Annotated in this window: 23 protein-coding genes; 8 read left to right on the plus strand and 15 right to left on the minus strand. The window is 34.4% G+C overall.

The annotated features are described in order from the left end of the window. Window positions 1-64 precede the first annotated feature (64 nt). From ACSVH7_RS05430 to ACSVH7_RS05460, 7 genes are all read right to left on the minus strand, one after another. Window positions 65-343, minus strand: a complete 279-nt coding sequence (locus ACSVH7_RS05430; RefSeq protein WP_438065674.1) for a hypothetical protein — start codon at window positions 341-343, stop codon at window positions 65-67. A 110-nt stretch (window positions 344-453) separates the two neighbouring features. After that, the gene (locus ACSVH7_RS05435; protein ID WP_438065675.1) at window positions 454-2,139 is read right to left on the minus strand and encodes a mechanosensitive ion channel family protein; all 1,686 of its coding nucleotides are present in this window, start codon (window positions 2,137-2,139) and stop codon (window positions 454-456) included. 559 nt (window positions 2,140-2,698) lie between these two features. Then, entirely contained in the window at window positions 2,699-4,168 is a 1,470-nt protein-coding gene (locus ACSVH7_RS05440) for an oligosaccharide flippase family protein (protein WP_438065676.1), read from the minus strand. Between the two features lie 16 nt (window positions 4,169-4,184). Beyond that, window positions 4,185-5,483: a glycosyltransferase family 4 protein gene (locus ACSVH7_RS05445; protein ID WP_438065677.1), complete on the minus strand. Its 1,299-nt coding sequence runs from the start codon at window positions 5,481-5,483 to the stop codon at window positions 4,185-4,187. Window position 5,484: 1 nt separating this feature from the next. Beyond that, window positions 5,485-5,943: a hypothetical protein gene (locus ACSVH7_RS05450; RefSeq protein WP_438065678.1), complete on the minus strand. Its 459-nt coding sequence runs from the start codon at window positions 5,941-5,943 to the stop codon at window positions 5,485-5,487. Between the two features lie 145 nt (window positions 5,944-6,088). Next, window positions 6,089-8,503 (minus strand): YfhO family protein, encoded by a 2,415-nt coding sequence (locus ACSVH7_RS05455; RefSeq protein ID WP_438065679.1) that lies wholly within the window; start codon window positions 8,501-8,503, stop codon window positions 6,089-6,091. Window positions 8,504-8,551: 48 nt separating this feature from the next. Further along, the gene (locus ACSVH7_RS05460; protein ID WP_438065680.1) at window positions 8,552-8,770 is read right to left on the minus strand and encodes a DUF4834 family protein; all 219 of its coding nucleotides are present in this window, start codon (window positions 8,768-8,770) and stop codon (window positions 8,552-8,554) included. Window positions 8,771-9,080: 310 nt separating this feature from the next. On the opposite strand from ACSVH7_RS05460, the gene ACSVH7_RS05465 reads away from it, so the two are divergent. Beyond that, the gene (locus ACSVH7_RS05465) at window positions 9,081-10,022 is read left to right on the plus strand and encodes a LysR substrate-binding domain-containing protein (protein ID WP_438065681.1); all 942 of its coding nucleotides are present in this window, start codon (window positions 9,081-9,083) and stop codon (window positions 10,020-10,022) included. A gap of 41 nt (window positions 10,023-10,063) precedes the next feature. Here ACSVH7_RS05465 and ACSVH7_RS05470 read toward each other — a convergent pair whose 3' ends face one another. After that, complete coding sequence (locus tag ACSVH7_RS05470) at window positions 10,064-10,258, minus strand: hypothetical protein (protein WP_438065682.1); 195 nt, start codon at window positions 10,256-10,258, stop codon at window positions 10,064-10,066. 128 nt (window positions 10,259-10,386) lie between these two features. Beyond that, window positions 10,387-11,058 carry a tRNA (5-methylaminomethyl-2-thiouridine)(34)-methyltransferase MnmD gene (gene mnmD / locus ACSVH7_RS05475; RefSeq protein WP_438065683.1) on the minus strand — a complete coding sequence of 224 codons (672 nt, stop codon included), beginning with the start codon at window positions 11,056-11,058 and terminating at the stop codon, window positions 10,387-10,389. Between the two features lie 374 nt (window positions 11,059-11,432). On the opposite strand from mnmD, the gene ACSVH7_RS05480 reads away from it, so the two are divergent. Then, entirely contained in the window at window positions 11,433-12,500 is a 1,068-nt protein-coding gene (locus tag ACSVH7_RS05480) for a branched-chain amino acid aminotransferase (protein ID WP_438065684.1), read from the plus strand. 62 nt (window positions 12,501-12,562) lie between these two features. Here the strand turns inward: ACSVH7_RS05480 and ACSVH7_RS05485 are convergent, their stop codons facing one another. Beyond that, window positions 12,563-12,964 carry a hypothetical protein gene (locus tag ACSVH7_RS05485; RefSeq protein WP_438065685.1) on the minus strand — a complete coding sequence of 134 codons (402 nt, stop codon included), beginning with the start codon at window positions 12,962-12,964 and terminating at the stop codon, window positions 12,563-12,565. Window positions 12,965-13,349: 385 nt separating this feature from the next. Here ACSVH7_RS05485 and ACSVH7_RS05490 point away from each other — a divergent pair, with 385 nt between their 5' ends. From ACSVH7_RS05490 to ACSVH7_RS05505, 4 genes are all read left to right on the plus strand, one after another. Continuing rightward, window positions 13,350-14,456 (plus strand): SRPBCC family protein, encoded by a 1,107-nt coding sequence (locus ACSVH7_RS05490; RefSeq protein ID WP_438065686.1) that lies wholly within the window; start codon window positions 13,350-13,352, stop codon window positions 14,454-14,456. Between the two features lie 64 nt (window positions 14,457-14,520). Then, window positions 14,521-15,063: an RNA polymerase sigma factor gene (locus ACSVH7_RS05495; protein ID WP_438065687.1), complete on the plus strand. Its 543-nt coding sequence runs from the start codon at window positions 14,521-14,523 to the stop codon at window positions 15,061-15,063. 32 nt (window positions 15,064-15,095) lie between these two features. Further along, window positions 15,096-15,509: a hypothetical protein gene (locus ACSVH7_RS05500; protein WP_438065688.1), complete on the plus strand. Its 414-nt coding sequence runs from the start codon at window positions 15,096-15,098 to the stop codon at window positions 15,507-15,509. Window positions 15,510-15,535: 26 nt separating this feature from the next. Then, entirely contained in the window at window positions 15,536-15,988 is a 453-nt protein-coding gene (locus tag ACSVH7_RS05505) for a sensor of ECF-type sigma factor (protein WP_438065689.1), read from the plus strand. A 91-nt stretch (window positions 15,989-16,079) separates the two neighbouring features. On the opposite strand, the gene ACSVH7_RS05510 is transcribed toward ACSVH7_RS05505, so the two are convergent. The 5 genes from ACSVH7_RS05510 to ACSVH7_RS05530 all read right to left on the minus strand — a co-directional run bounded on the left by ACSVH7_RS05510 (window position 16,080) and on the right by ACSVH7_RS05530 (window position 19,945). Then, window positions 16,080-16,658: a hypothetical protein gene (locus ACSVH7_RS05510; protein WP_438065690.1), complete on the minus strand. Its 579-nt coding sequence runs from the start codon at window positions 16,656-16,658 to the stop codon at window positions 16,080-16,082. 57 nt (window positions 16,659-16,715) lie between these two features. After that, window positions 16,716-17,198, minus strand: coding sequence for a hypothetical protein (locus tag ACSVH7_RS05515; RefSeq protein WP_438065691.1), 483 nt, complete (start codon window positions 17,196-17,198; stop codon window positions 16,716-16,718). 705 nt (window positions 17,199-17,903) lie between these two features. Further along, window positions 17,904-18,359, minus strand: a complete 456-nt coding sequence (gene bcp / locus ACSVH7_RS05520; RefSeq protein ID WP_438065692.1) for a thioredoxin-dependent thiol peroxidase — start codon at window positions 18,357-18,359, stop codon at window positions 17,904-17,906. 43 nt (window positions 18,360-18,402) lie between these two features. Further along, on the minus strand, window positions 18,403-19,491 hold the full coding sequence (locus ACSVH7_RS05525) for an isochorismate synthase (RefSeq protein WP_438065693.1): 1,089 nt from the start codon (window positions 19,489-19,491) through the stop codon (window positions 18,403-18,405). 28 nt (window positions 19,492-19,519) lie between these two features. After that, on the minus strand, window positions 19,520-19,945 hold the full coding sequence (locus tag ACSVH7_RS05530) for a PaaI family thioesterase (protein ID WP_438065694.1): 426 nt from the start codon (window positions 19,943-19,945) through the stop codon (window positions 19,520-19,522). Between the two features lie 170 nt (window positions 19,946-20,115). Here ACSVH7_RS05530 and ACSVH7_RS05535 point away from each other — a divergent pair, with 170 nt between their 5' ends. Together ACSVH7_RS05535 and ACSVH7_RS05540 are read left to right on the plus strand one after the other, a co-directional pair. Further along, window positions 20,116-21,645 (plus strand): hypothetical protein, encoded by a 1,530-nt coding sequence (locus tag ACSVH7_RS05535; RefSeq protein ID WP_438065695.1) that lies wholly within the window; start codon window positions 20,116-20,118, stop codon window positions 21,643-21,645. Between the two features lie 111 nt (window positions 21,646-21,756). After that, window positions 21,757-23,526, plus strand: a complete 1,770-nt coding sequence (locus ACSVH7_RS05540; protein WP_438065696.1) for an endonuclease — start codon at window positions 21,757-21,759, stop codon at window positions 23,524-23,526. Window positions 23,527-23,621: the final 95 nt, after the last annotated feature.

Genomic DNA, 23,621 nt, shown 5'->3' on the forward strand with positions numbered 1-23,621 from the left:
ACCACGATTCTCATAAAAAGTGGAGCATCGTGGTCTGGTTTTTGGTTTGGTTAATTGAAAACGTTTATCCCATGTAGCAGTTTTCTTGAAAAACGTTGCCGTCTTCGTCTAATCCTACTACAATTTTTCTGGCTTTTGAAATGTAACTTTGGTATAACCAAACTAAAGACCATGCGCCAAGGGTAATACAAGATAATTTGAAGTTTAATTGATGATTTACTCTTCTCGGTTTTTTAGACAAAACAGCAAAAGGCAGAGCATCGTTTCGTTCTTCTAAGACGAATCCTTCTTCTACTTTAGAGTTAATGGATTCCGTAAATTTGGTTAATTCTTGCGTACTCATTTGTTAGTTAATTTTTGCATTTTCTGATTTAAAAAATCATTCTTCAAGGGCAAATTTACCCCAACTAAACAGCTTGTACAATACCCACTTTTAGTGATATTTCAATAAATTTATTTTGCCCCGTTTTGCCCATTGGTGACTCTGAATTCCGAGGGTTTATAATCCTTTGCAAGATAGGCCTCTGGAATAGTCGTCTGATTGCCATCTCGCAAGGCGTTATAATGAGGTGACATGATTTCGATACCGGCTTCATTAAAACTATCTTGAATGTTTTGATGCAAACTAGAATAAATAACAGGTTGTTTTTTGGCTTCTTTGGTATAAGCATTAATTTGATAGGAAACATAAAAATCATCCAAACTAGTCTGTAACACAAAAGGTAATGGCTCTTTTTCTATCCAATCGGTTTGGGTTGCGGCTTGAATCAGGGCTTTGTGAACATCACGCCATGGAACGTCATAACCAATGGTCACAGTGGAATGAACAACCAATCCAAGGGTATTCTTATCAGTATTTGCGGAAAAATTGATAGAGGAGCTTGATAAAACAGTAGCATTGGGAATGGTAATATCTTCCATTTTTGGGGTTCGAATTCGCACAACTAAGGCTGTTTTCTCAATCACTTCACCGCTTACATCTCCGATTTTTATAAAATCACCTGTTTTAAAGGGCCGCATATAAGTAATGACCAATCCCGCCACCATATTAGCAATAGCATTTGAAGAGCCAATGGAAAATAAAACACCAACAAATACCGTCACCCCTTTAAATATTGGAGAATCGGAGCCTGGTAAATAGGGAAAAATGATAACCAACATAAAAGCATACAACAAAACCCGCACGATATTGAAGGTTGGTTTAGCCCAATCACTGTAAAATCCGTTAATTTTTATTTTGCCTTTCTGAATTTCTATCACAAAAAAACGAAGAATCTTGACCAAATATTGGAATACCAAATAGATGATTACGATTGAAAATAAATTAGGTAAATAGTCCAAAAAGCTAGACAAAACATACTTGGCCGGTTTTAAAATCCATAGCATTAATTTTGTCGTGTAGCCGACGGTCGAGGGAAAAACACTAAACAACAAGGGAAGTGACAAGTAAATCAATAACCCATGCACAACTAAGCGTATAAATTTGATGAATTTTAGCGTAAAAAAGAGTTGGTTTCTCGGGGTTAAAATGTGATAATTATTTAAAAGTACTCCCTTAAAAAAACGTTCATCGTTTTTCATTAAATAAAACATCAATTTTTTGAATAGAATAGTAATTCCATACAAGAGTAAAAGCACTACCGTTAAAAACAAAAGGGCTAATCCGATACGTTGTAACCAGAGCAAGGAAGCGTTATTCGCTTTTTCATTTTGTAAGGCTTGAGCAAGTATAGTTTTTCGCTTTTCGGCCAAGGTTTGACTATCTAAGTTTTCGCTATTGGCATCTGTGGTGGTGATAGATAGTATTATAAAATTCCCTTTGTAAACGATATCCAAAGAAATGTCGGCCGGGGAAATTCTTAGCGAATCAGCCTCAAATAAAGGGTCACTGTAAATTTGACGTATGCGATCTTCAATAGCTTTGGCTCTTTTTTCGGGTGTGAAAGCGCCAATTTTGTTGTACACATAAAATAAGGTGTCGCGAAAAGGAGCGACGGGGTAGCGACGAGAGGAAGCGGTATGGGACAATGCATCTTGGCTTTTTACAGTAGCCTGATTGGCAGGTTGCTTTTGGCTATACACTTGTAAGCTTAGCAGTACGAAAATAAATAGTAATTTAAAGGCAGAATGGTATTTCATAGCGACTGATTACATTTAAAGGGGCTACTGGGATTCGTGTGGAAGACAAAATAGTTAAATTAGTAAGACAATTTGTTTTTTGAAAATAGTATAAAATTCAGCTTTTTTAAAACCATTAAGATAGTAAATAATAAACCTTAATTTTCTTGTGGTAGCCTTTTGAAGGCTTGATTAATTTTATTCCTTTTGGCTTTTCATACAAAACTCAATAGCCTCCTCTACAATTTAGTTGGACTGTAAAGGGTAAGACTACTATTTTCAAGAAAAACATCAATAAAGCAACTAATACGTTCATTTTTATCGAGAAACTGTTCTATAGGTTCTATTTTTTACTAAGATAACAAGAAAGCGCCTTCTTTCCTTTTAGCCCCGACAGCAGCGGTATCCTTTGCTTTTTAATTAAAAAAAAGCAAAGATATAGCGGATGGCGGGACGATGTGACCCAGAAATCGTTGGATCACTGCTCCTAAACCTCATTTTATAGCAATTTATCTTAACAAATATAATGACAAATCTATTTAATTTTATCGCAATGAACTGATTTTAAACAAAGTATTACTTATTTTTTTATTCTTAGTTTAACAAAAAGCGTGTCGATGGCTTGATTAATTTCGGGTGAAATTACCATTTTATAATTGGCATAAATATAAAGCACAGTAAGTAAAATTGATTTTAGAACGATGCTAATCAAGGGATGAAAAGGAAATTGCCAAAAGTAAAAAAGGAGAAAAATAACCATAGTTACTGCTAAAGATTCAATGGTTTGTTTGCTAAAAGGATACAAATGCATGCGCTTGACAACAAAAAGTAATTTGGCTACACTGTAAATGGTTATGGATAATAAAGTGGCGAATGCGGATCCTATAATACCATATAAAGGAATAAAAATATAGTTTAATACAAACGTCAAAAGTGCCAACATCACCCCTAGAAATAAAACCATTCGGTAGTATTTTGAATTAAAAATAATGGCGTTGTTATTCCCTAAAATCAAATCGAAATATTTTGAAAGGCCAATCATGAATACGACCATAATCCCACCAGCGTATTCTTTGGGCAACAACTCATACAGCTGATTGATGTTGACAAAAATACAAAGCATTACAAATCCGCCCACCATTTGTAAATTGATGGATGTTTTTTTGTAAAGAATATTCAATTCTTTGTATTTGTTCTCGTGCATTAACTTGGCCGTAATAGGGTACACAATTTGATGCATGGCGCGACTAGGGACAGAAATCACTAAGGCGATATAAGTGGCCACCGAATAAAAAGCAATGTTCCCAATGTCCATGTATTGATTGAGCATGATTTTATCGCCATCTAACAATAAATTAGCCACACTCCCAGACAAGATAATGTAAAATGAATATTCTACAATACCTTTTACATTTTTTGGAATCGCTACTTGAAAAACAGGTTTTTTGATTCGGAACGCATAAAACATAGTGACTAAAAAGGCTACGAAATAAATTCCGGCCGTAAGATATATGAATTCAATAGCCGTAATCCATTTGAAATACATGGCCAAAAGAGCAACCAATGAAAACAAGCGCAATCCTACTTCTTTGATGAAATTTCCAAAGACTGAATGCATATGCACTCTGGCCCAAGCATAAAAAATTTCAAAATAAGCCATACACAAGCCTACGAAGGGAATCAACCAGATGTAATCTTGTACGATAGGATTTTTTTTGGTCACAAAAAAGGCAATTTCATCATAAAAAAATAACCCTATAAGCAACAAAGGAATACTTAACAACAACGGAAATAATACCGTAAAGGACAAAAACTGATTCTTCTCTTGCTCCGTTTTGCATTGCGAATAAAATTTGACCAAAGTATTCTGCATACCTATAGCAAATAAAGGCATGATTACATTGGCACAAGACAAAATATAATTAGACAAACCATAATAGGTTTTACCCAAAATGGGAGGAAACAAAAACAGCGTACTTATGCCGCCTATTCCAAAACCTAGATAAGTGATTATAGTATTCTTTAATGACTGATTTAAAACAATGCCCATTATTGGAAGGTAGAAATTAGAAGTTAGAAGTTAGAAGAGTCGCTAATTCTTTGGTTAGACTCTTTCTGGAATATTTTTGCAAACCTACTGGATACGATTGTAATTTTCCTTCCAAAAATTGTTGATAATAGGCTAAAATAGTAGCTTTCAATTGCTGTTTCTTATCGTACTCGAAAAACACTCCTGTATTCGTACTTGTGATAATCTCGGCAAAATCAGAGTCTTTGGGTCCAATAGCGATAATTGGCCTTCCAGAAACCATATATTCGAAAAGCTTCCCCGGAATGATGCTTTTGGTATCTTCTGAATCAATTTCTATTAACAATAAAACTTGTGATTTACGTTGATGCGCTACGGCTTGATCATGCGACACATAGCCTAAATTATTCAAATAGTCATGGAGTCCAAATCGGGTAATCGTATCAAGCACTTCCTGACTCACAGCGCCCATTAACTTAATCTCAAGCTGATTTTTAAAATCAGGAATTTCAACAAGTAACTCTACTAAACTCTCCCAAAGAATCAGTGGGTTGCGCTCAGATAAAAAAGACCCAATATGAGCCAAAGTGAATTTGGTATCTAACGTTTGTGGGGCAACATTTTCCGTATCATAGCCGTTCGTAATAACTTGAATTGGTTTTGAAGTGAGGGCTTGAAACTCCGTTTTAGTCGTTTTGCTGGTGACAATAATCGTGTCAGCTGCATTGAGCACTTGATGTTCTAATTTTTTATGTTTTTTAGCAGCATAACTAGACAAACGCAAGGCTTTGTGATAGCCAATAGTCGTCCACGGATCTCTAAAATCCGCAAACCATTTGACGTTTGCTTTTTTTTGCAACTCCAGTCCTATCAAATGTAAACTGTGCGGTGGACCAGAAGTAACGATAGTGTCAATATCATTTTCGATAATGTATTTTTCTAAATAAGCAACAGAAGGTTGCACCCAAAAAACACGCGCATCTGGAATGAATAAGTTCCCGCGTATCCACAACAAAAAAGCTTCCAAAAAGGATTGTTTTTTTTGATTAGGAATGATTCCCGAACTTATTTTTTTGGTTTTGTTTTTAGAAAAAAAGGATGCCAATTGATAGGGTTCAAAAATGCTTTTTTTCAAAATAATGGCTTGCTCAGACACTTCATGCTCTAATTGAGTATCAAGTATTGGATACGTTGGATTTTCTGGAATATAAACAATCGGCTGTATCTCAAAATCAGGTAAATATTTGACAAACTTAAGCCAACGTTGTACGCCAGGTCCACCAGCTGGCGGCCAATAATAAGTGATGATTAAGAGTTTTTTGATATCTTTCTTCAAGTTATTTGTTATTCAATTTATTTAATTCCTCAATATCCAATTGATCCTTTAATCGATTGGTCGCTTTTTTTGCCAGTATCAAACTATCATAATCAATGAAATAAACAGGAACTTCGTTTAAGTAAACAATTGTTGCGTTTTGAAGTAATTCATCAAAATTTGCATTTTCCAATCCCTTAACTGATGTCATTACATCTAACCGTAAATCATAAGAAATTGTAAAATCTGTATATCCTGCTACAAATTGCATTGTTTCAATTTGAGGAAAGTCTCCTATTCCAATTTGTTTAAAAGCGGCTCTTAGGTTAATTCTGTTTTCAGTAGTATCTTCTAATAGAATATCAATATCACCAGTGTTTCTTGTATAGCCATAAATATTTACAGCAAGACCTCCAATAGTTAGATAACGAACATTTTTTTCGTTGAATATTGTCCAAATATTTACAATTTCTGGAAGCATTATTTTTTCTGTATCACTCTTGGTGCGTGTTTTAAAGCATATGAAAGTTCAACTAATGACATAAATCGTTCCAATCGCTCCAAATATATTTTTTGCAATTCAACCTTTTTTGCATCAATTTTAGCATTAGTTTTCATCTCTCTATTTATTCGACTTTCTTGATTTTTTTTCGCTCAACATAAATCCCTCCTACCAATAGCAATAGCATTCCAATAGAACTAATCAAGGCAATAGTACTTCCGGTTTGTACCACTTCTGGCTCAAATTTGAATTCCACTTTTTGTTTTCCAGCTGGAATTTCAATAGCTCTCAACACATAATCTACTCTGTAAATTGGGGTTTCTTTCCCTTCAACATAGGCTTTCCAACCTTTAGCATAATACATTTCAGAAAACACGGCTAAACCAGTAGTAGCATTAGTTGAAGTATACGTTAGATGATTCGGTTTGTAGGCATCCAAAGTAATTACCGCTGAAGCATCTTTTACAAAGCTTTTATTTTGAATGGTAAACTCTTTTGTATTGACAATTGCCACGTTTTTAGAATCAAATTTATCTAACGCTTTCATCTCCTCATCAGCAGAAGCTACAGGTTTTATTTGACTTACAAACCAAGCATTGCCATTAGCATTAGGATTAACCGTTGGAAATTCTTTACCTTCTTTATCCGTTTGAATGATGTATTTTACATTTAAAAAATCTAAGACTTCGATATTGTTTTTGGAAATTTGATAATCGAACAATTGTTGCATTCTTCTTGGGCGAACTGCACTATATCCCCCAATTGATTTATGAAAATAGGAAGCCCTTCCACCCAATAAATCTTGAACTTCAAAAACTCTATAATTAGAAGGATCTTTTAAAATTTGTATATCAGACATTTTTTCTTGAAAAGGAATATCTACTTCACTTCCACTAACAAAATCCTTTCCTGAAACATATTTTTTATCCACGAAGAAAAGATCAAAAATCATCAAAACGCCAACCAAAATTATGGCTGTGTTTTGTGCCAAACGCTTTTGAGTATAAAACCACAAGACAGCCGCAATTACTACTATAAAAAAGGAAGAACGCAACAAATCGGCAGTGTATAAACTCATACGATCTGCTTTTAGTGCGTCTACAAATCCAGCACCATAGTTTTGCAAATACAATCCATCGTTGCTACCGGCATAACTCCACGCACCTTTGCTGATAAAAAGAATGAGCATAACTCCCAAACCAAACAATGCTGTGTGCAAAATTCCTTTGGTTTGTTGTGGTTTTTCCAAAGTAAAAAAGGACTGTAATCCCATAATAGCCAAAACAGGGAAACATAATTCTAGAATTACCTGAATAGACGAAACGGCTCTAAACTTATCATACATCGGAATATAATCGATGAAGAAATCCGTCACTAAAGAAAAGTTTTTTCCCCAAGACAAAACCAACGCAAACATAGCGCCTCCAAAGAAGACATATTTAATTTTCCTTTTATCAATAAACAATGCTAAAACCGCCAAAAAGAAAACCACCACTCCAATGTAAGCTGGTGCTGCCACAATTGGCTGATCTCCCCAATACGTTGGCAATCCATTGGTAAAATCGGCAGCTTGATCTTCTGGAACGCCTTGACCCACCATAAATTCAAACATCGTACTGTCTTTTCCAAGAGCTTCACTATTGGAGCCACCAAAGAGTCTTGGCGCAATCAAATTGAAACTCTCCATGATACCATAGCTATACTCTGTAATGTATTCACGAGTCATTGCACTATTGGTTGTGCTTTTTGAACCATCGGGATTAAAAGTCAATTCACTTTTATTTCGAATACTAAAAGCAGCATATTCTGAAGTAGCTAGTAAATTGGTAGCATTGGCTCCAATCGCCAAAATGCCTGCAATGGCTAATATCCCAAAACTTTTGCCAAGATCTTTATATTGTTTTTCTTTGATGGCTTGATACGAATAATACCCGATCAAAATCAATAATAACAACAACAAATAATAGGTCATTTGAAAGTGATTTGCATTAATTTCTAATGCTGTGGCAAATAAAGTAACCAAGCCACCCAGAATATATTTACGCTGAAAAACAAGTATAAAACCCGCAATAACCATTGGCATATATCCAATAGCGTGGGCTTTGGCATTGTGCCCCACTCCCAAAATAATAATCAAATAAGTAGAAAAACCAAAGGCAATAGCACCAAAAAAAGCTTTAAGTGGATCGATTTTCAAGACCAATAAAAGGCCATAGAATCCTAAAAAGTATAAGAATAAATAATCGGCTGGTCGAGGTAAGAATCGGATAGCATCATCTAGAGCGCCAATGTAATCGTGAGGGTATTTTGCTCCTAATTGATAGGTAGGCATTCCACCAAAAGCAGCATTTGTCCAATAAGGTTCTTGATGTTCGATGGCTCTAAAGTCGTTTTGCTCTTTGGCCATCCCAGTAAACTGAGCGATATCAGACTGGAAGATTTGTTTTCCTTGTAGAACAGGATAAAAATAAATTAAAGAAATAACTACAAAACCTAGAATAGCTAATGCGTGCGGGTAAAATTTATTTAAAACTTTCAATGGATTCAGATTTGAATTAGATTAAAAAATGGGCTTCAGCGCACAAATTTAATCTATTTCTTCGTAATCCACATATTCTCCCACCTTTTTGGTCTCTTTTGGATTTTTGGAACGAGCCGTATCTACAATAATCTCGTCCTGATGCTGGTAGCTTCTATTTTGTTGGGCATACTGTTGCTGCTGGGCGTATTGTTGCTGCTGCTGAAAATTCTCACCAGCCTTTTCTACTGCTTTTTTTACTAAAATGGGTAAAAAAAGTTTCGCCAAAAATTTAAAAACATAGTAAAACATAATCATGTAAAACAATGTTCTTATAAACCCACTAAATGAAGCTAGTTGCATATTGAAAAAATTTTTTCAAAATTACTAAATCCGTTGTTCATTATGGAACACTAAATCATAAATAATTATTAAAAAACAAAGCCAATGATGGAAAGTACTAAAAAAAAATCCTTTGTACTAAGGCACCGCTATTGACTTGATTTTTAAAACAGAAAAAAATAAATTCAAATTTCACTTGGCTATTTACTATCAATTAAATTGATTGTAATTATCTTTACATCAAATTTTACTATCAATGACCATCACACAATTAAAATACGTACTTGCCGTAGCCGAACATAAAAACTTCACTTTGGCGGCCGAAAAATGTTTTGTTACACAACCTACATTGAGCATGCAAATTCAAAAAATAGAAGAAGAATTGAGTATTCAAATTTTTGATCGATCCAAAAAACCCATTCAACTTACCGATATTGGTCAAAAAATTGTAAATCAAGCCAAAAATATTGTTAATGAAGCAGATCGTATTCAAGATATCGTGGAGCAACAAAAAGGGTTTATCGGTGGCGAATTCAAATTAGGCATTATACCTACAATTATGCCGACCCTCCTTCCCATGTTTTTAAAAAATTTCATCAAAAAATACCCTAAAATTAGGCTAATCATTGAAGAATTGAATACCGCAGAAATAGTAAGTAAGCTCAACAATGGCCATTTAGACGCCGCGATAGCTGCTACGCCACTACAGGAAGAAAAAATAAAAGAGAGTCCGCTGTATTACGAACCCTTTGTGGCTTATATCCCCGAAGATCACCAGCATTTTTCTAAAAAAGAAATAGAAGTAGCCGATTTAAATTTAGACGAAATTTTATTACTACAAGACGGACACTGTTTTAGAGATGGAATTTTGAATTTATGCAAAAACAGTAACTCCAACGAAATCAATCATTTTACCATTGAAAGCGGAAGTTTCGAAACCTTAATAAAATTAGCTGACGAAGGACTTGGCACTACTTTATTGCCTTACCTCCATACTTTGGATCTTAAAGAAACAGACAAAGTAAAACTCCGCCATTTTAAAGAACCAAAACCCGCTAGAGAAATTAGTTTGATTTATCCAAAAAACGAACTTAAAATTCAGATTATAGAAGCATTACGAACCACTATTGCTGGAGTAATTAAGGGAGCGATTGTGTTTCAAAATGTTGAAATCATTAGTCCCGTAGCCAAAAAATAATACCATAAAAAAAAGGAACCAGTGTAGGTTCCTTTTTTTATCTATTTTACGATTAAAAGACATTGTTTTAGCTCTGGTTTCTCATAAGTAAAATCAAATAACCATTCTTTTAGCTGCTCTAATTCATACGGTAATAAAGTACGTATCGCTTTCTCTAACTCTTTACAAAAAAGCGAAGGATCAAAGCTCACTCTCTCTAAAACCGATTTGGTGTAATCAAACATTATTTTCGACATAGTTAAAAAAGATTTTGGGGGTTATCTCGAGGTAAAAATAGCATTTTACAACATAGCTTTTACAAAGTTAACTTAGATTTATCTTTTTTTTTAAATTTGCAATCCCAATATTATATCGTTTGCAAAGACTATTGTTCCCTTTTTTTTGTAGCCCTAAACATTTCCCTTTTCCCAGGGGGACCTGCTAATTTTTCTACTGTAAAACCTACCTCAATCATGCTTCTTTTTACAACTCCTCTAGCGGCATAGGTCACCAAAACTCCATTATCTTTGAGGGCTGTTATCATTTTTTGAAAGATCGAAGTACTCCACAACTCAGGTTGAACACGATACCCAAAAGCATCAAAATAAATTAAATCAAATTGTGCCACATCTTCTATTGTTTCAAAAAATTGCTGCCTTTTGGTAAGTGAAAAATTAGGGGATAATGCCATCATTTCTTCCCAATTACCATTGTGTATTTTTTCAAAAATAGCTTGATGTTCTTCTGCAGCTAATGCTCCAACATAATTCATTCCTTCGAGTTCTTCTTTTGAAATAGGATAAGCCTCTACTCCAACATATTGTATTGTCTGATCTCGTTGCTGTGCTTCCAAAAAAGTAATAAAAGCATTAAGCCCCGTACCAAAACCAATCTCAAGAATTGCAATTGACTGCCCCGGAAACAAAGCCAAACCATTTTGGATAAAAACATGCTTAGCTTCTTGGATGGCTCCATGTTTGGAATGATAGCATTCGTCCCAATCTTCTATTTGAATAGTAGTAGAACCATCTGAAGTTTGAATAATTTTTCTTTTCATAGCGATACATTGGAGTTTTGGCCCGTATGGAATGTTTTCATAGCTAAAAACTAGAAAACAAATACTTTTTTACGAATTTCAAAACAAATTGAGGTTGATTTGTGAAGCTTTTATTTTGCACTAACACAAAATTAAGCAATAGTAAGCTTCTTTAACAGACAAAAATGCAAGTAATTATTATATATTTCTTATAAAATAGTAATAAATAATTCCAATTTTTAAAAAATAAACAAATCTCAATCAAACTAAACATACTCTGAAATTTTCGCATCAATTTTAGTCTTTTTTATTTAATTTTGTAAAAAAATAAAATCAAAAGAACGAATACTTTTTTTATGATTTTATTGCTCGAATTTAACTATTAACACATAATCATGAGTACTTCTCAATCAACAGCAATTAACATCACAAAAGCAACTACCTCCAAAATAAACGAAGTAGATTTTGATAATTTAAGTTTCGGTGCCGTTTTTACGGATCATTTATTGGAGTGCGATTTTAAAAATGGAGCTTGGCAACAACCAGTCATTAAACCGTATCAACCTTTTTTATTAGATCCGTCAGCAAAAGTTTTTCATTACGGACAAGCTATTTTTGAAGGTATGAAAGCCTACAAAGACGACCAAAACGACCTGTGGCTTTTTAGACCCGATGAAAATTTCAAAAGATTTAATGCATCGGCCGTTAGAATGGCTATGCCTGAAGTTCCTGAAGAAGTTTTCATGAATGGCCTAAACGAACTTTTAAAAATAGACGAAGCTTGGGTAAAAAAAGGACTAGGCAACACCATGTATATCAGACCTTTTATGATTGCCACAGGAGATGGCGTGGTAGCAAATCCGTCAACCGAATACAAATTTATGATTATTCTTTCTCCCGCAAAATCATATTATTCCGGAGAAGTAAAAGTACTCATTGCTGAACATTATAGTAGAGCGGCTAATGGCGGGATTGGTGCAGCAAAAGCGGCTGGTAATTATGCAGCACAATTTTACCCTACCAATCTAGCTAATAAAGAAGGCTTTCAACAAGTAATTTGGACAGATGACGCCACACATACCAAATTAGAAGAGGCTGGCACTATGAATGTGTTTTTTAGAATCAATGACACCTTGTTAACTGCCCCTATAAGTGAACGAATCCTAGACGGAATCACCCGAAAAAGTTTGATTGAATTAGCTCAAAAAGAAGGAATAACAGTGGAAGTTCGCCCGGTTTTGGTTGATGAATTAGTAGCAGCCTCTAAAAACGGATCGTTAAAAGAAATTTTTGGCGCAGGTACCGCCGCCGTAGTCAATCCAATTGTCGGATATTCATATCAAGAAGTATATTACGAACTTCCCAAAATTGAAAACTCTTATGCAGCACAACTTAAAACTAAGTTAACAAACATGCAACACAAATTAGAAGCAGATCCATTTGGTTGGACGGTAAAAATCTAAAATAGAATACTGGCTTTCTATAAAGTTAAAGGCGATTTTCGGTATGAAAATCGCCTTTTCTATTATTTAGAATCTGCAACAATCTTCAGAATTTTAGAAAAATCAGGTTTAAAATAATGAGGCCCTTTCATTACTTTCCCATCTTCTCTATAAATAGGTTGACCATCCTCACCCAATTTACTCATATTACTGCGTTGAATTTCATCAAAAATAGCTTCAATATGATCCTGAAGTCCATGCTCTATTATGGTGCCACATAAAATGTAGAGCATATCCCCCAAAGCATCCGCAATTTCAACTATATCCTTAGCTTTGGCGGCTTCAAGATATTCTTCGTTTTCTTCCTTCATTAAATTAAAACGGAGTAAATGCTTAGCTTCTCCTAAATTTCCATCCGGTTGTTCTTTATGACCAATGGCAAAAGCGGTATGAAACTCCGTAACAGCTTGTATTTGTTTTTGCATAATTAAATACGTTAATTGAAGAAGCAAATTAGTAATAAATACTATTCAATTACTTAAATTTGTAAAAAAAAGTACCACTATGTTTAGTCAAGGACAATTAATTTTTGCCGCCTGTTTTGCCATCGCTTTTATTTTTGCAATGATTATTGCTTATCGAAAAGATGCTAGTTTGCATCGCGTTTTTTACAAAGGAAACTATAAAATATTAGTAAGTTTCTTCATATTCATAGCCCTCTTGTTTCTTATAAAAATCTATCTTAAACACTAATTTTACTTTGCCCATATTTTACGAGCCAAAGCCAACGAAATAGGTTTCTATTGTAAAAAGTTATCCTACTTTTTGAATAATATTTCTAACTTCACCAAAGTTTATACCCAAAATCTCATGCAAATCCTAAAATATCTTTTTCTTTTGTTAGTTTTGAGTGCAGTGGCCTCGACTATTTTTGTGGCTACTCAAAAAGGTGAATTTCAATTAGAACGAAGCAAAGTAATCAACTCGCCAAAATCAGCCGTTTATAATTACGTAAACGATTATCAAAATTGGCCTGATTTTAACAGCTGGATGCTCGAAGATTCGGAATTAAAAATGACGTTTCCTGAAGCTACCTCCGGTAAAGGCGCTTTCTGTTCATGGATAGGAGCTGAAGGTACGGGAGATATCCAAACGTTAAGCACTAAACGTGATGAAACAATTACTCAAAAACTCAACAATAACGGGACAGAATCTGAAGTATTTTGGCATTTTAAAGATACCGTAGGCGGAACAAAAGTAACTTGGAAAACTAAAGGAAACTTGAGTTTTGAACTCAAAATGCTTGCTGCTCTAAAAGGGGGTGTAGCTAGAAATTTGGGTTCCATTTATGAAAAAAGTTTGACTAATTTGGATAAAATTTTAGACTACGAAATGAATACATATTCCGTAAAAGTAGTGGGAGAAGTGCGAAAAACCGCTACTTATTACCTAAGCCAATCCTTTAGTAGTAAAACAAGTAACATCCAAAAAAACAGTAAAATTGTCTTCGAAAAACTACAAGAATACTGTGATAAGAATAGCATAGAAACATACGGAAAGCCCTTCATCATTTATCATTTATATGATACCACGCAAGAAACCGTCAGCCTTTCGTTTGGTCTTCCAATAAAAAACGAAATACTAGTGAGCCCAGAAAGCGGCTTAAAATTAGAAAAACTAGAAACGTTCCCAGCGATCAAAACCATAGTAAAAGGAGATTATTCGCATTTAAAACAAGCAAAAGTGCAAATTGACAACTATTTTACCTCAAAAGGAATAGTGAGAGACCGCAAATTTTTACACTTGGAGGTGATTACGATAGGACGAAATGAAAGTAATAAACCTTCCAAATGGGTAACTACACTGTACTCCCCTATTCAACCCAAAGTAATTCCAGCTCCAGTAATTCGCACTGCTGTTCCAAAGAAAAAAATCAGCGAAACAACCATTGAAGAAGCAATTCCATCTGAATTCTAAAAAATTATTTCGTGACCATTAAACCTTTGCACGGAATGCTATTCTAAACCTAAAAAGTGTCAACTTGCAAGAAGAAAAAGCATTTATCCAGCAATTATTAGATCCCAAAACGCAAAATAAAGCGTTTGAGCTATTATTGAAGGAATACCAAAAGCCTTTGTACAATCATATTCGAAATATTGTTTTGAATCATGATGACACCGATGATGTTTTGCAGAATACATTTGTAAAAGTTTTTCGCTATTTGAAAGATTTTAAAGGAGATAGTAAACTTTTTTCATGGATGTATCGCATTGCTACCAACGAAGCTTTGACATTTTTAAATCAAAAAGCTAAAAAAAACAACCTTACTTCTCAAGAACTACAAGAAAAAACAATTCAAAATTTACAATCCGATGTATACTTTGAAGGGGATGAAATTCAATTGAAATTGCAGAAAGCCATAGCCGCATTACCAGAGAAACAACAACTTATTTTCAAAATGAAATATTTTGAAGATTTAAAATATGAAGAAATTTCAGAAATCCTTGGAACCTCTGTGGGTGGATTAAAAGCCTCCTATCATCACGCCACAAAAAAAATTGAAGCATTTGTAACCAAAAATTAAACCTTATACTAGAATTATAGTCTAAAAAAGATATGAAAGAATTTAAATTAGAAAATCACCCCAAAATAAGCACCGGATTCAGTGTGCCTGAAAATTATTTTGATGATTTTCAAGCAAAAATACGCCAGCAACTCCCCCATAAAAGCACCAAAGTAATAGCTTTACATCAAAAAAGAAAAAAAATACTTGCTGCCGTTGCTGCGGTACTCATCATAGCAATGAGCTTGCCAATTTATACCTATTTATCGCATTCCAAACAAGAGTTAGACAGCACCAATATAGAAAATTACCTAGCCTATCAACCCAACATTACGCAATATGATTTAATAAGTGAAATAGACGCGGATGATTTAGTACCCTTTAGCGAAACTTCATTTGCAGACCCAACCGCTATTGAAGAACATCTATTAAAAGAAGGCAATTTAGAACAACTTATTCTTGAATAATAACTGTACCATAAAAATAAAATATTATGACAATTAAAAAATTATTTCCCTATTTTTTTTTACTGATATCAGTAACGATCTATGGACAAAACGAACGGTTAAGAGAAAAAAAAGATCAGATAAAAGCAATGAAAGTGGCTTTTTTGACTAATGAACTCAACTTAACTTCCGTTGAAGCAGAAAAATTTTGGCCCGTTTACAATGCTTACGATGATAAACAATTCGAAGTAAGGCATCAAAAAATGAGAACCTACGCTAAAAAATTAAACGACGGTTCTTTAGACTCCATGAGCGATAAAGAGGCTTTGTCTTTTTTAAACCAAATTGAAAATACGGACGAAGAACAATACCTACTTAGAAAAAAATTTAATACGGCTATTCGAAATATTTTACCTCCCACAAAAATCTTAAAACTAAGAAAGTCAGAAGTCGATTTCGATAGAAAATTATTGCAACAATACCGCAATAAAAACAAATAAAATAAAACCTCATGCTAAACTCTAAGCATGAGGTTTTATTTTAGGGCAAAAAAGGCGTAATAAGTTGGTTATTTATAATTTGCTCTGCTTGTTATCTTCCTATTTTGTAAATCAATTTAAAATAGTTACTACCTACAATCGGAATTCCCCCAGTACTTTTTCTGTCTTTCCAATTAGAGTTACCATACATCGTGTTGATATCAACTCTTGGCAAAACGTTAAATAAATACTCTACGGCGATTGAGTCTGAAAGATGGATACGATAGGCTAAATTAGCACCAGCTGATATATGAGCACTTTTCTGCTTAAAAGAAATGCCGCCTCCCCAAGTCCCCCATCTATTGATCAACGTAGGCTCTATAGAAGGAATAATTGTAGATTTGATAGTCATACCAGCAAATCTAACATAGAGCGGTATGTGATATCCAAAACCAATAGTACTTTTACTAAACTGTATCATTGAAAAACGCTCATAACCAATATTAATCTCGAAATTCCTAGAAACCATGCCAAATTGAATCAAATAATCAAAACCACTTTTATTGTCAGTAGGTTCACTTCCTGAAACCAAATTCTTCGCATCCAATGCACCTGAAAATGAAATATAATTTTCCTTATCACCTTGTGCAAATGCCATCACGCCTGCTAATAGCAAAATAAGAGTTTTCATAATAGTTGGGGAGTTAAGTAAGTTAGTTAGTTATCCATACACACTTGATTACATTTGTTATTGATGCGAATTCTGTTCTCTTTTATCGTCTAATTCTTTAATATATAAGGCCAATTCTTTTGTGAAAAAATCCAAATCTGTAGCGGACTTCTTGATTAAATCAATCAATTCTAAATTTTCCTGATCTGAATTAGCATTAATGGTTAGTAAATTACTCAGTCCAAGAATATTCGTTAATGGTACTCGAATTTTATGAGAAACGATAAACATTATTTCTTCAAGCCCATTATGAATATCATTCTGAAATACTTGATTAGATTTTTTTAAAATTTTTTGTTCATGGAGTAGTCTAAGATTCAATCGATCTTTCTCATTTTGCAAGTTAGCAACAGACTTTTCAAGCACCCCAATTTCATTCACAAGCTTTTTCCTAGTAATAGCAGTTTTAGGGTCATCATTGGTCACTTCAATAATTCTAGAATAATAACTAGAATTAGTTAAAAAACACTGAACGCTATTTATTTCTTTTTTGTTCTCCATCTTACGCGAATATTAATAATCAATTAAACCAGGGGGAAAAGAAATAAAACTATTAAGTAGAAAATTAATAGTCTTTTAGTTCAAAAAAACAAGAAAAAATGTTTTTCAAAACGGAACTCAAGTGTAAAAGCTAAGAAAACTTACTTTTAATACCTAAAATCATTCGTATTTACAATCCTAAATTTACAAAGTTGTCCCTTTTAAAAGCTGTAGAATCATGAACAAAATATAAATACGACGAACATTTAACATTTTTAACAATACAATACCAATAATACTCTTAATTACGAGTAAATATTAATAAATTAGTCATAATAAATAACTTACGTATTTTTACGTCAACTATCCTACATTAAACAAACGTTAAGAGCAAACACACTCAAATCCAAATACTTGAAAAACAATTAAAAAACAAAGCACCACCCAAAATAAGAAGCAAGAACTAAAAAAAGCACCTCCGACAGCAAGTATAGCAAATTAAAATGTTTCGTTTTTCATAACAAATCAAAACACAATAAGAAAAGGGTAAATCATTTTTCGATAGCTCAATTTTGACAAAAAAATAGGCTGTTAAAAAACAGCCTTTAGTACTACAATCACTAAATAGAATTTACACCTTTTACAAAGGCGTCATAGCAAATTGAAAAAGGAATTACACTACTACAAACAGCGAGAAAACTCCTTTTTTACAATTTGAAAGATACCCTACATTTTTAATACCTGCGAAGCATGCACTTTTGTTTTTACATCTGTAATCACTTCTTCAATAAACCCCTTTTCATCAATAATAAAAGTAGTCCTGTGTATCCCATCATACTCTTTTCCCATAAATTTTTTGGGTCCCCAAACACCAAAAGCTTCAATTACTGATTTGTCCTCATCTGCCAATAAGGGAAATGGAAATTCATATTTGTCTTTGAATTTCGCTTGCGCTTTGGCACTATCTGCACTTACGCCCAATAGCGCATAATTCTGTGCTTCAAATTTTGCAAAATTATCTCTCAAATCACACGCTTCAGCAGTACAACCCGGAGTATTGGCTTTTGGGTAGAAAAAAACCACTAATTTTTTTCCCGCATAATCAACCAATTGATGTGTTTTTCCTTCTTGATCTACCCCTGAAAATGCAGGGGCTTGATCTCCTTTTTTTAATGTCGTCATTTATTATTTATTTAAATTAAAAGATAAGCCAAAGTCCTTCCAATTAACCCAAAACCCTTTTCATCGTCATCGATTTGTTGACACTTTCCTCCCATTCTTTCTCTGGAATACTTTCTAAAGTAATGCCGCAACCCATATATAAATAAGCTTTTGCTGTATCGGATTTGTCTTCACTTTTCTTAATTTGCATACAACGCAAATTTACAAATAAATGAGATTTTGGTTTATTCAAATAATCTCCTTTTACATTTAACTCACCTAAAAAACCGGTATAATAACTACGGTCATAGCCTTCATTAGCCAAAATAAAATCTTTGGCTTGCTGCTTAGGTAATCCGCAAACGGCGGGAGTTGGATGCAAAACTGAGACCACTTCTTTTAAACTCGAACTTCGTTTTAGCACGCCTTCGATATCTGTGTTGATATGTAGCAACTTTCCTGCTTGAACTGTGTAAGGGCTCGAAAGTACAATCTCAGAAGTATAATTTGTAAGACTATCTAAAATAGAATCCGTAACATATTGTTGCTCTTTTTGTTCCTTACTTCCCCAAACTGCTGTTCGTTTTTTGGGGTCAAAAATTTGCGTTCCAGCCAAAGCAGTGGTGTAAAACTTAGATTTGTTTGCTTTCAACAATCGTTCGGGTGTAGCGCCCATCCATAGTCCTATTTTGGGATGAAACCAACAATACGTGAAAGCAGTAGGGTACAAAGCAATTAACTTTTCGAAAGTTGTCACAACATCAAAATTAGAGACATTTACCTCTTCTTGTCGAGACAAAACCACTTTATCAAAAACTCCTTTTTTAATCGTTTCGACTCCTTTTTCAATTAGTACTAAAAAATGATTTTTCGATTCCTGATTTTCATCTGAAGAAGTACCTTTTGTTTCTTCAAACTCAACGGTTGGCACAATCGTTTCCCATTTAACAGACTCCCTGAGTGGAATCAAAATCATCTGATTCCCATTGAAAGGTGAAAAAACAAACCCTCTTTCTTTAAAATCATCTACAAAAAACAAGTGGTCATTTTTTTGAAAAAAACCAATTATCTTACTTTTATGTGGTTTGTGATACATCACAAAAGGTAAGTTTAAAGCAATTTGCTGCTGAACTTTTATAAAAAAATCAATCATATACCACTGTTTTAGTGTTTGTAAATAATTAAGCCTTTTTTAGCAAAACCATATTAGTTAATTTACATAAAGATATCAAATTCCCCGATTCATCAGTAATTCTAATTTCCCATAAATGTACGGTTTTACCTTTATGAATAATTTTGGCAGTGCCGAAAACAACGCCCTCACGTATGCTTTTTAGGTGATTGGCAGAAATCTCAATACCGCGAACTTCTTGTGCTGCTGGGTTGATAAAAAAGTGGGAAGCCGCACTCCCTACACTTTCAGCCAAAGCCACTGAAGCACCGCCGTGCAATAATCCCATAGGCTGATGTACTGTGGAATTGACTGGCATTTTGGCTACCAAAAAACCTTCACCAGCATCAATGTATTCTATATTTAAGGTCTCCATCAACGTATTCTTCGAAAAGTCATTGCAAAATTGGAGCATTTTTTCTTTGTCTATTTCCATTATCAGTATATTTCCCGTAAAAATAAGCGAACTAATTGGTCAGTACAAACGGATCACTGTTTTTTAGTATAATTGACTCCATTTAAACGCAACAGCCATCACCATCAAATTTGTAGGATTTGCAAAGACATATGCTAATTAATCGTTATTTTTACCAAAAAAAATAAGAAATGCGTTCCATTACTACCGTTTTTATTCTTGGAATTATAGTGCTACTGGGTTCTTGCCGAGCTGATTTTGAAACGGTAGCCAGTACAGGCGATTTGAAATTTTCTAAGGATACGGTGTATTTGGACACGGTTTTTACCAATATTGGTTCGAGTACGTACCAACTAAAAGTCTACAATAAAAGTAAAAACGACATCAATATTCCGATTATTCAATTCGAAAAAGGACTCAATTCGAAATACCGAATGACTGTAGACGGACAGCAAGGAACAGCAGGTGAAATTTTCAAAGACATTACGTTGCTAGCCAAAGACAGCTTGTATATTTTTATCGAAACTACAGCAAATATCGCTGATGCCAACCCTACTGATTTTTTGTACACCGATAAAATTCAATTTGATAGTGGTGCCAATTTGCAAACGGTTGAATTGGTTACTTTAATACAAGATGCTATTTTTCTTTATCCACAGCGATTCGCAGATGGCACGACCGAAACCCTACCGATTGGAAGCGAAAAAATCGAAGGTTTTTATTTGGACGAAAATGACCCAATCAACGGAAATGAGTTGCATTTCACCAAAACAAAACCCTATGTAATTTATGGTTATGCGGCAGTTCCTTCGGGAAAAACAGCTGTTTTTGATGCAGGTGCTCGGGTACATTTTCACGCCAATTCTGGATTGATGGTAGCCAATCAAGGAAGTATTCAAATCAACGGAACCACCTCGACCACAAAAGCTTTAGAAAATGAAGTCATTTTTGAAGGAGATCGTTTAGAGCCCGGATTTTCGGATGTTGCAGGACAATGGGGAGCGTTATGGCTGACCAACGGAAGCACCAATAACCGCATCAACCATTTGACTTTAAAAAATGCAAGCATCGGACTTTTGATTCAAAATAACGATGGAACGACTGTACAACTTAAAAATACTCAAATTTATAATTCTAGCAACTACGGCATTCTGGCTCAAACAGGCAAAATCGTAGGCGAAAATGTAGTAATAAACAATGCAGGTGTAGCGAGTTTGGCTTGTCTGTATGGGGGAGACTATCATTTTACCCATTCTACTTTCAATAACAATTGGAACAGTTCTTCACAAGTCGCAGTTATGGTCAGCAACTTTATCACAGGCGCCGTTCCTGAGTCTAAAGATTTGACACATGCCACTTTCAATAACTGTATCATTTACGGTTCTTATTCCAATGAAATGCTGTTGTATAAAAAAGCTACTTCGGTTTTCAATTATCAATTCAATCATTGTTTGTTGAAATTCAATAATAACAGTAATTCATTTACCAAGGATCCTTTATACCAATTTGAAACGGATGCCACACACTACAGCGGGATTATTTTAAACAAAGACCCTAAATTTTTCAAAGTAAATCAAAACCAACTCAATATTGACAATACGTCTGCGGCATTCGCCAAAGGAAATTCGAGTTATTTAATTCCATTGGACATTTTAGGAATAAGCAGAACCTTGCCACCTGATATGGGCGCTTACCAAAATAAAGCATTCCCGAAAAAATAAAATAGCAAAAAACCTTCAATAAGAAAAATAGCATTTATTTAATGATTTGATTACATAGTAGCTAAAGATGTGAATTAAGTTTGTTGGAATTTTTTAATCAAATTTCACATTATGAAACAAATCTACTCTCTACTTTTTTTAGTACTATTTTCAGCAAGTTTTGCCCAAGCTCCAGCTGGATACTACACAACCGCAACAGGAACAGGCTACACGCTAAAAACCCAATTGTACAACATTATTAAAGACCATACTGTTGTTGATTATGCAGGGTTATATGTCACCTATCAAACTTCTGATATTGATAATTTTTTTGAAAATGACGGTTCTGTTTTAGATATGTATTCTGAGAATCCTGCTGGAACAGACCCTTACAACTACAGCATTGCAGCCACTCAAAGATGTGGTAATTATACTAACGAAGGTGATTGTTACAACAGAGAACACATTATACCGCAATCGGTTTTTAATGAACTTTCACCAATGGTTTCTGATGCGCATTTTATTACCCCAACCGATGGAAAAGTTAACGGAATACGTTCTAATTATCCGCATTCTGTGGTTGTAACGCCTTCACAAACTACCTTAAATGGAAGCAAACTGGGAACAAGCACAACAGTAGGCTATAGCGGACTAGTTTTTGAACCCATCGATGAATTTAAAGGAGATATTGCTAGAATGTACTTTTATTTTGCTACTCGATATGAAAATACAGTAGCAAGTTACAACTATGCAATGTTCAACAATACCAGCAATCAAGTTTTTACCACTGCTTTTTTAAATCAATTATTAGCTTGGCACAATCAAGATCCCGTAAGCGCAAGGGAAATCGCGAGAAACAACGCCATTTATGCCCGACAAAACAATAGAAATCCATTTATTGATAATCCAACCTATGTAACCGAAATTTGGAAAGCAGGTACCGTTGATACTGAAGCACCAACTGCTCCAACCAATCTAGTGGTAACCGAAACTACAACCAATACAGCAACTTTAACCTGGACTGCTGCAACAGACAATGTGGGAGTTACAGGCTATGATGCATATGTAAATGGTACCTTAAAAACTTCCGTAACTGGGGTAACCACAACTATCACTGGTTTAGCAGCTGAGACAACTTATACCTTTTATGTAATCGCTAGAGATGCTGACAGAAATTCTTCTGTGGCGAGTACTTCTGTAACTGGAACTACGAAAGCGCCTGCCGCAGGAACCACTACTTGTGCCTCTGAAAATTTCGAAAACATGCCTGCTAATGCAACTTCTTATGCCATAAGAACTTGGACAAATGGCGGAATTACTTGGACAGCAACTGATGCAAGAACCGACCAACCTTTAAATAATAGAGCAATAATCATTAGAAACGGTTCTCTTACTTCATCTTCAGTAACCAATGGAATAAAAGATTTGACAGTTACAACCAAACTAATTTACACAGGGACTTCTGGGACATTTAAACTCAATGTAAATGGCACCGAAGTAGGAACGATACCTTACAGCGCTACTGCTACTACAACAACAATTTCAGGTATTAATGTAACTGGAGATGTAATCATCAGTATAACCGGAAACAATACAACTTCAAATAGAGTATTATTTGATGACCTATCTTGGAGCTGTAACACAGTACTTTCGGTAGATGAATTAGAAAAAAATAGCTTTGCCATTTACCCTAATCCTTCTAACGGAACAGTAAAAATCAATTTTGAAAATGCTACCGACAAACATGACGTTGCCATATTTTCAGTTTTGGGACAAAAAGTTTTTGAAAAAGAGTACAACAACACACCTAATGCTTCTGTAAGTAATCTTCAAAAAGGAATTTATTTGGTAAAAGTCACAAAAGAAGGAAAATCAACAACCAAAAAGCTAATTGTAAATTAGATAACGATAAGATAATTTTATTTGAAGCGGCAGCAATTGCCGCTTTTTTTTTAGGGCTTAATTAACTAAATTTGCACCGCAATACAACAAACCCT

The sequence above is a fragment of the Flavobacterium sp. TSSA_36 genome, from assembly GCF_051547165.1.
In the GTDB taxonomy this organism is placed as follows: domain Bacteria; phylum Bacteroidota; class Bacteroidia; order Flavobacteriales; family Flavobacteriaceae; genus Flavobacterium.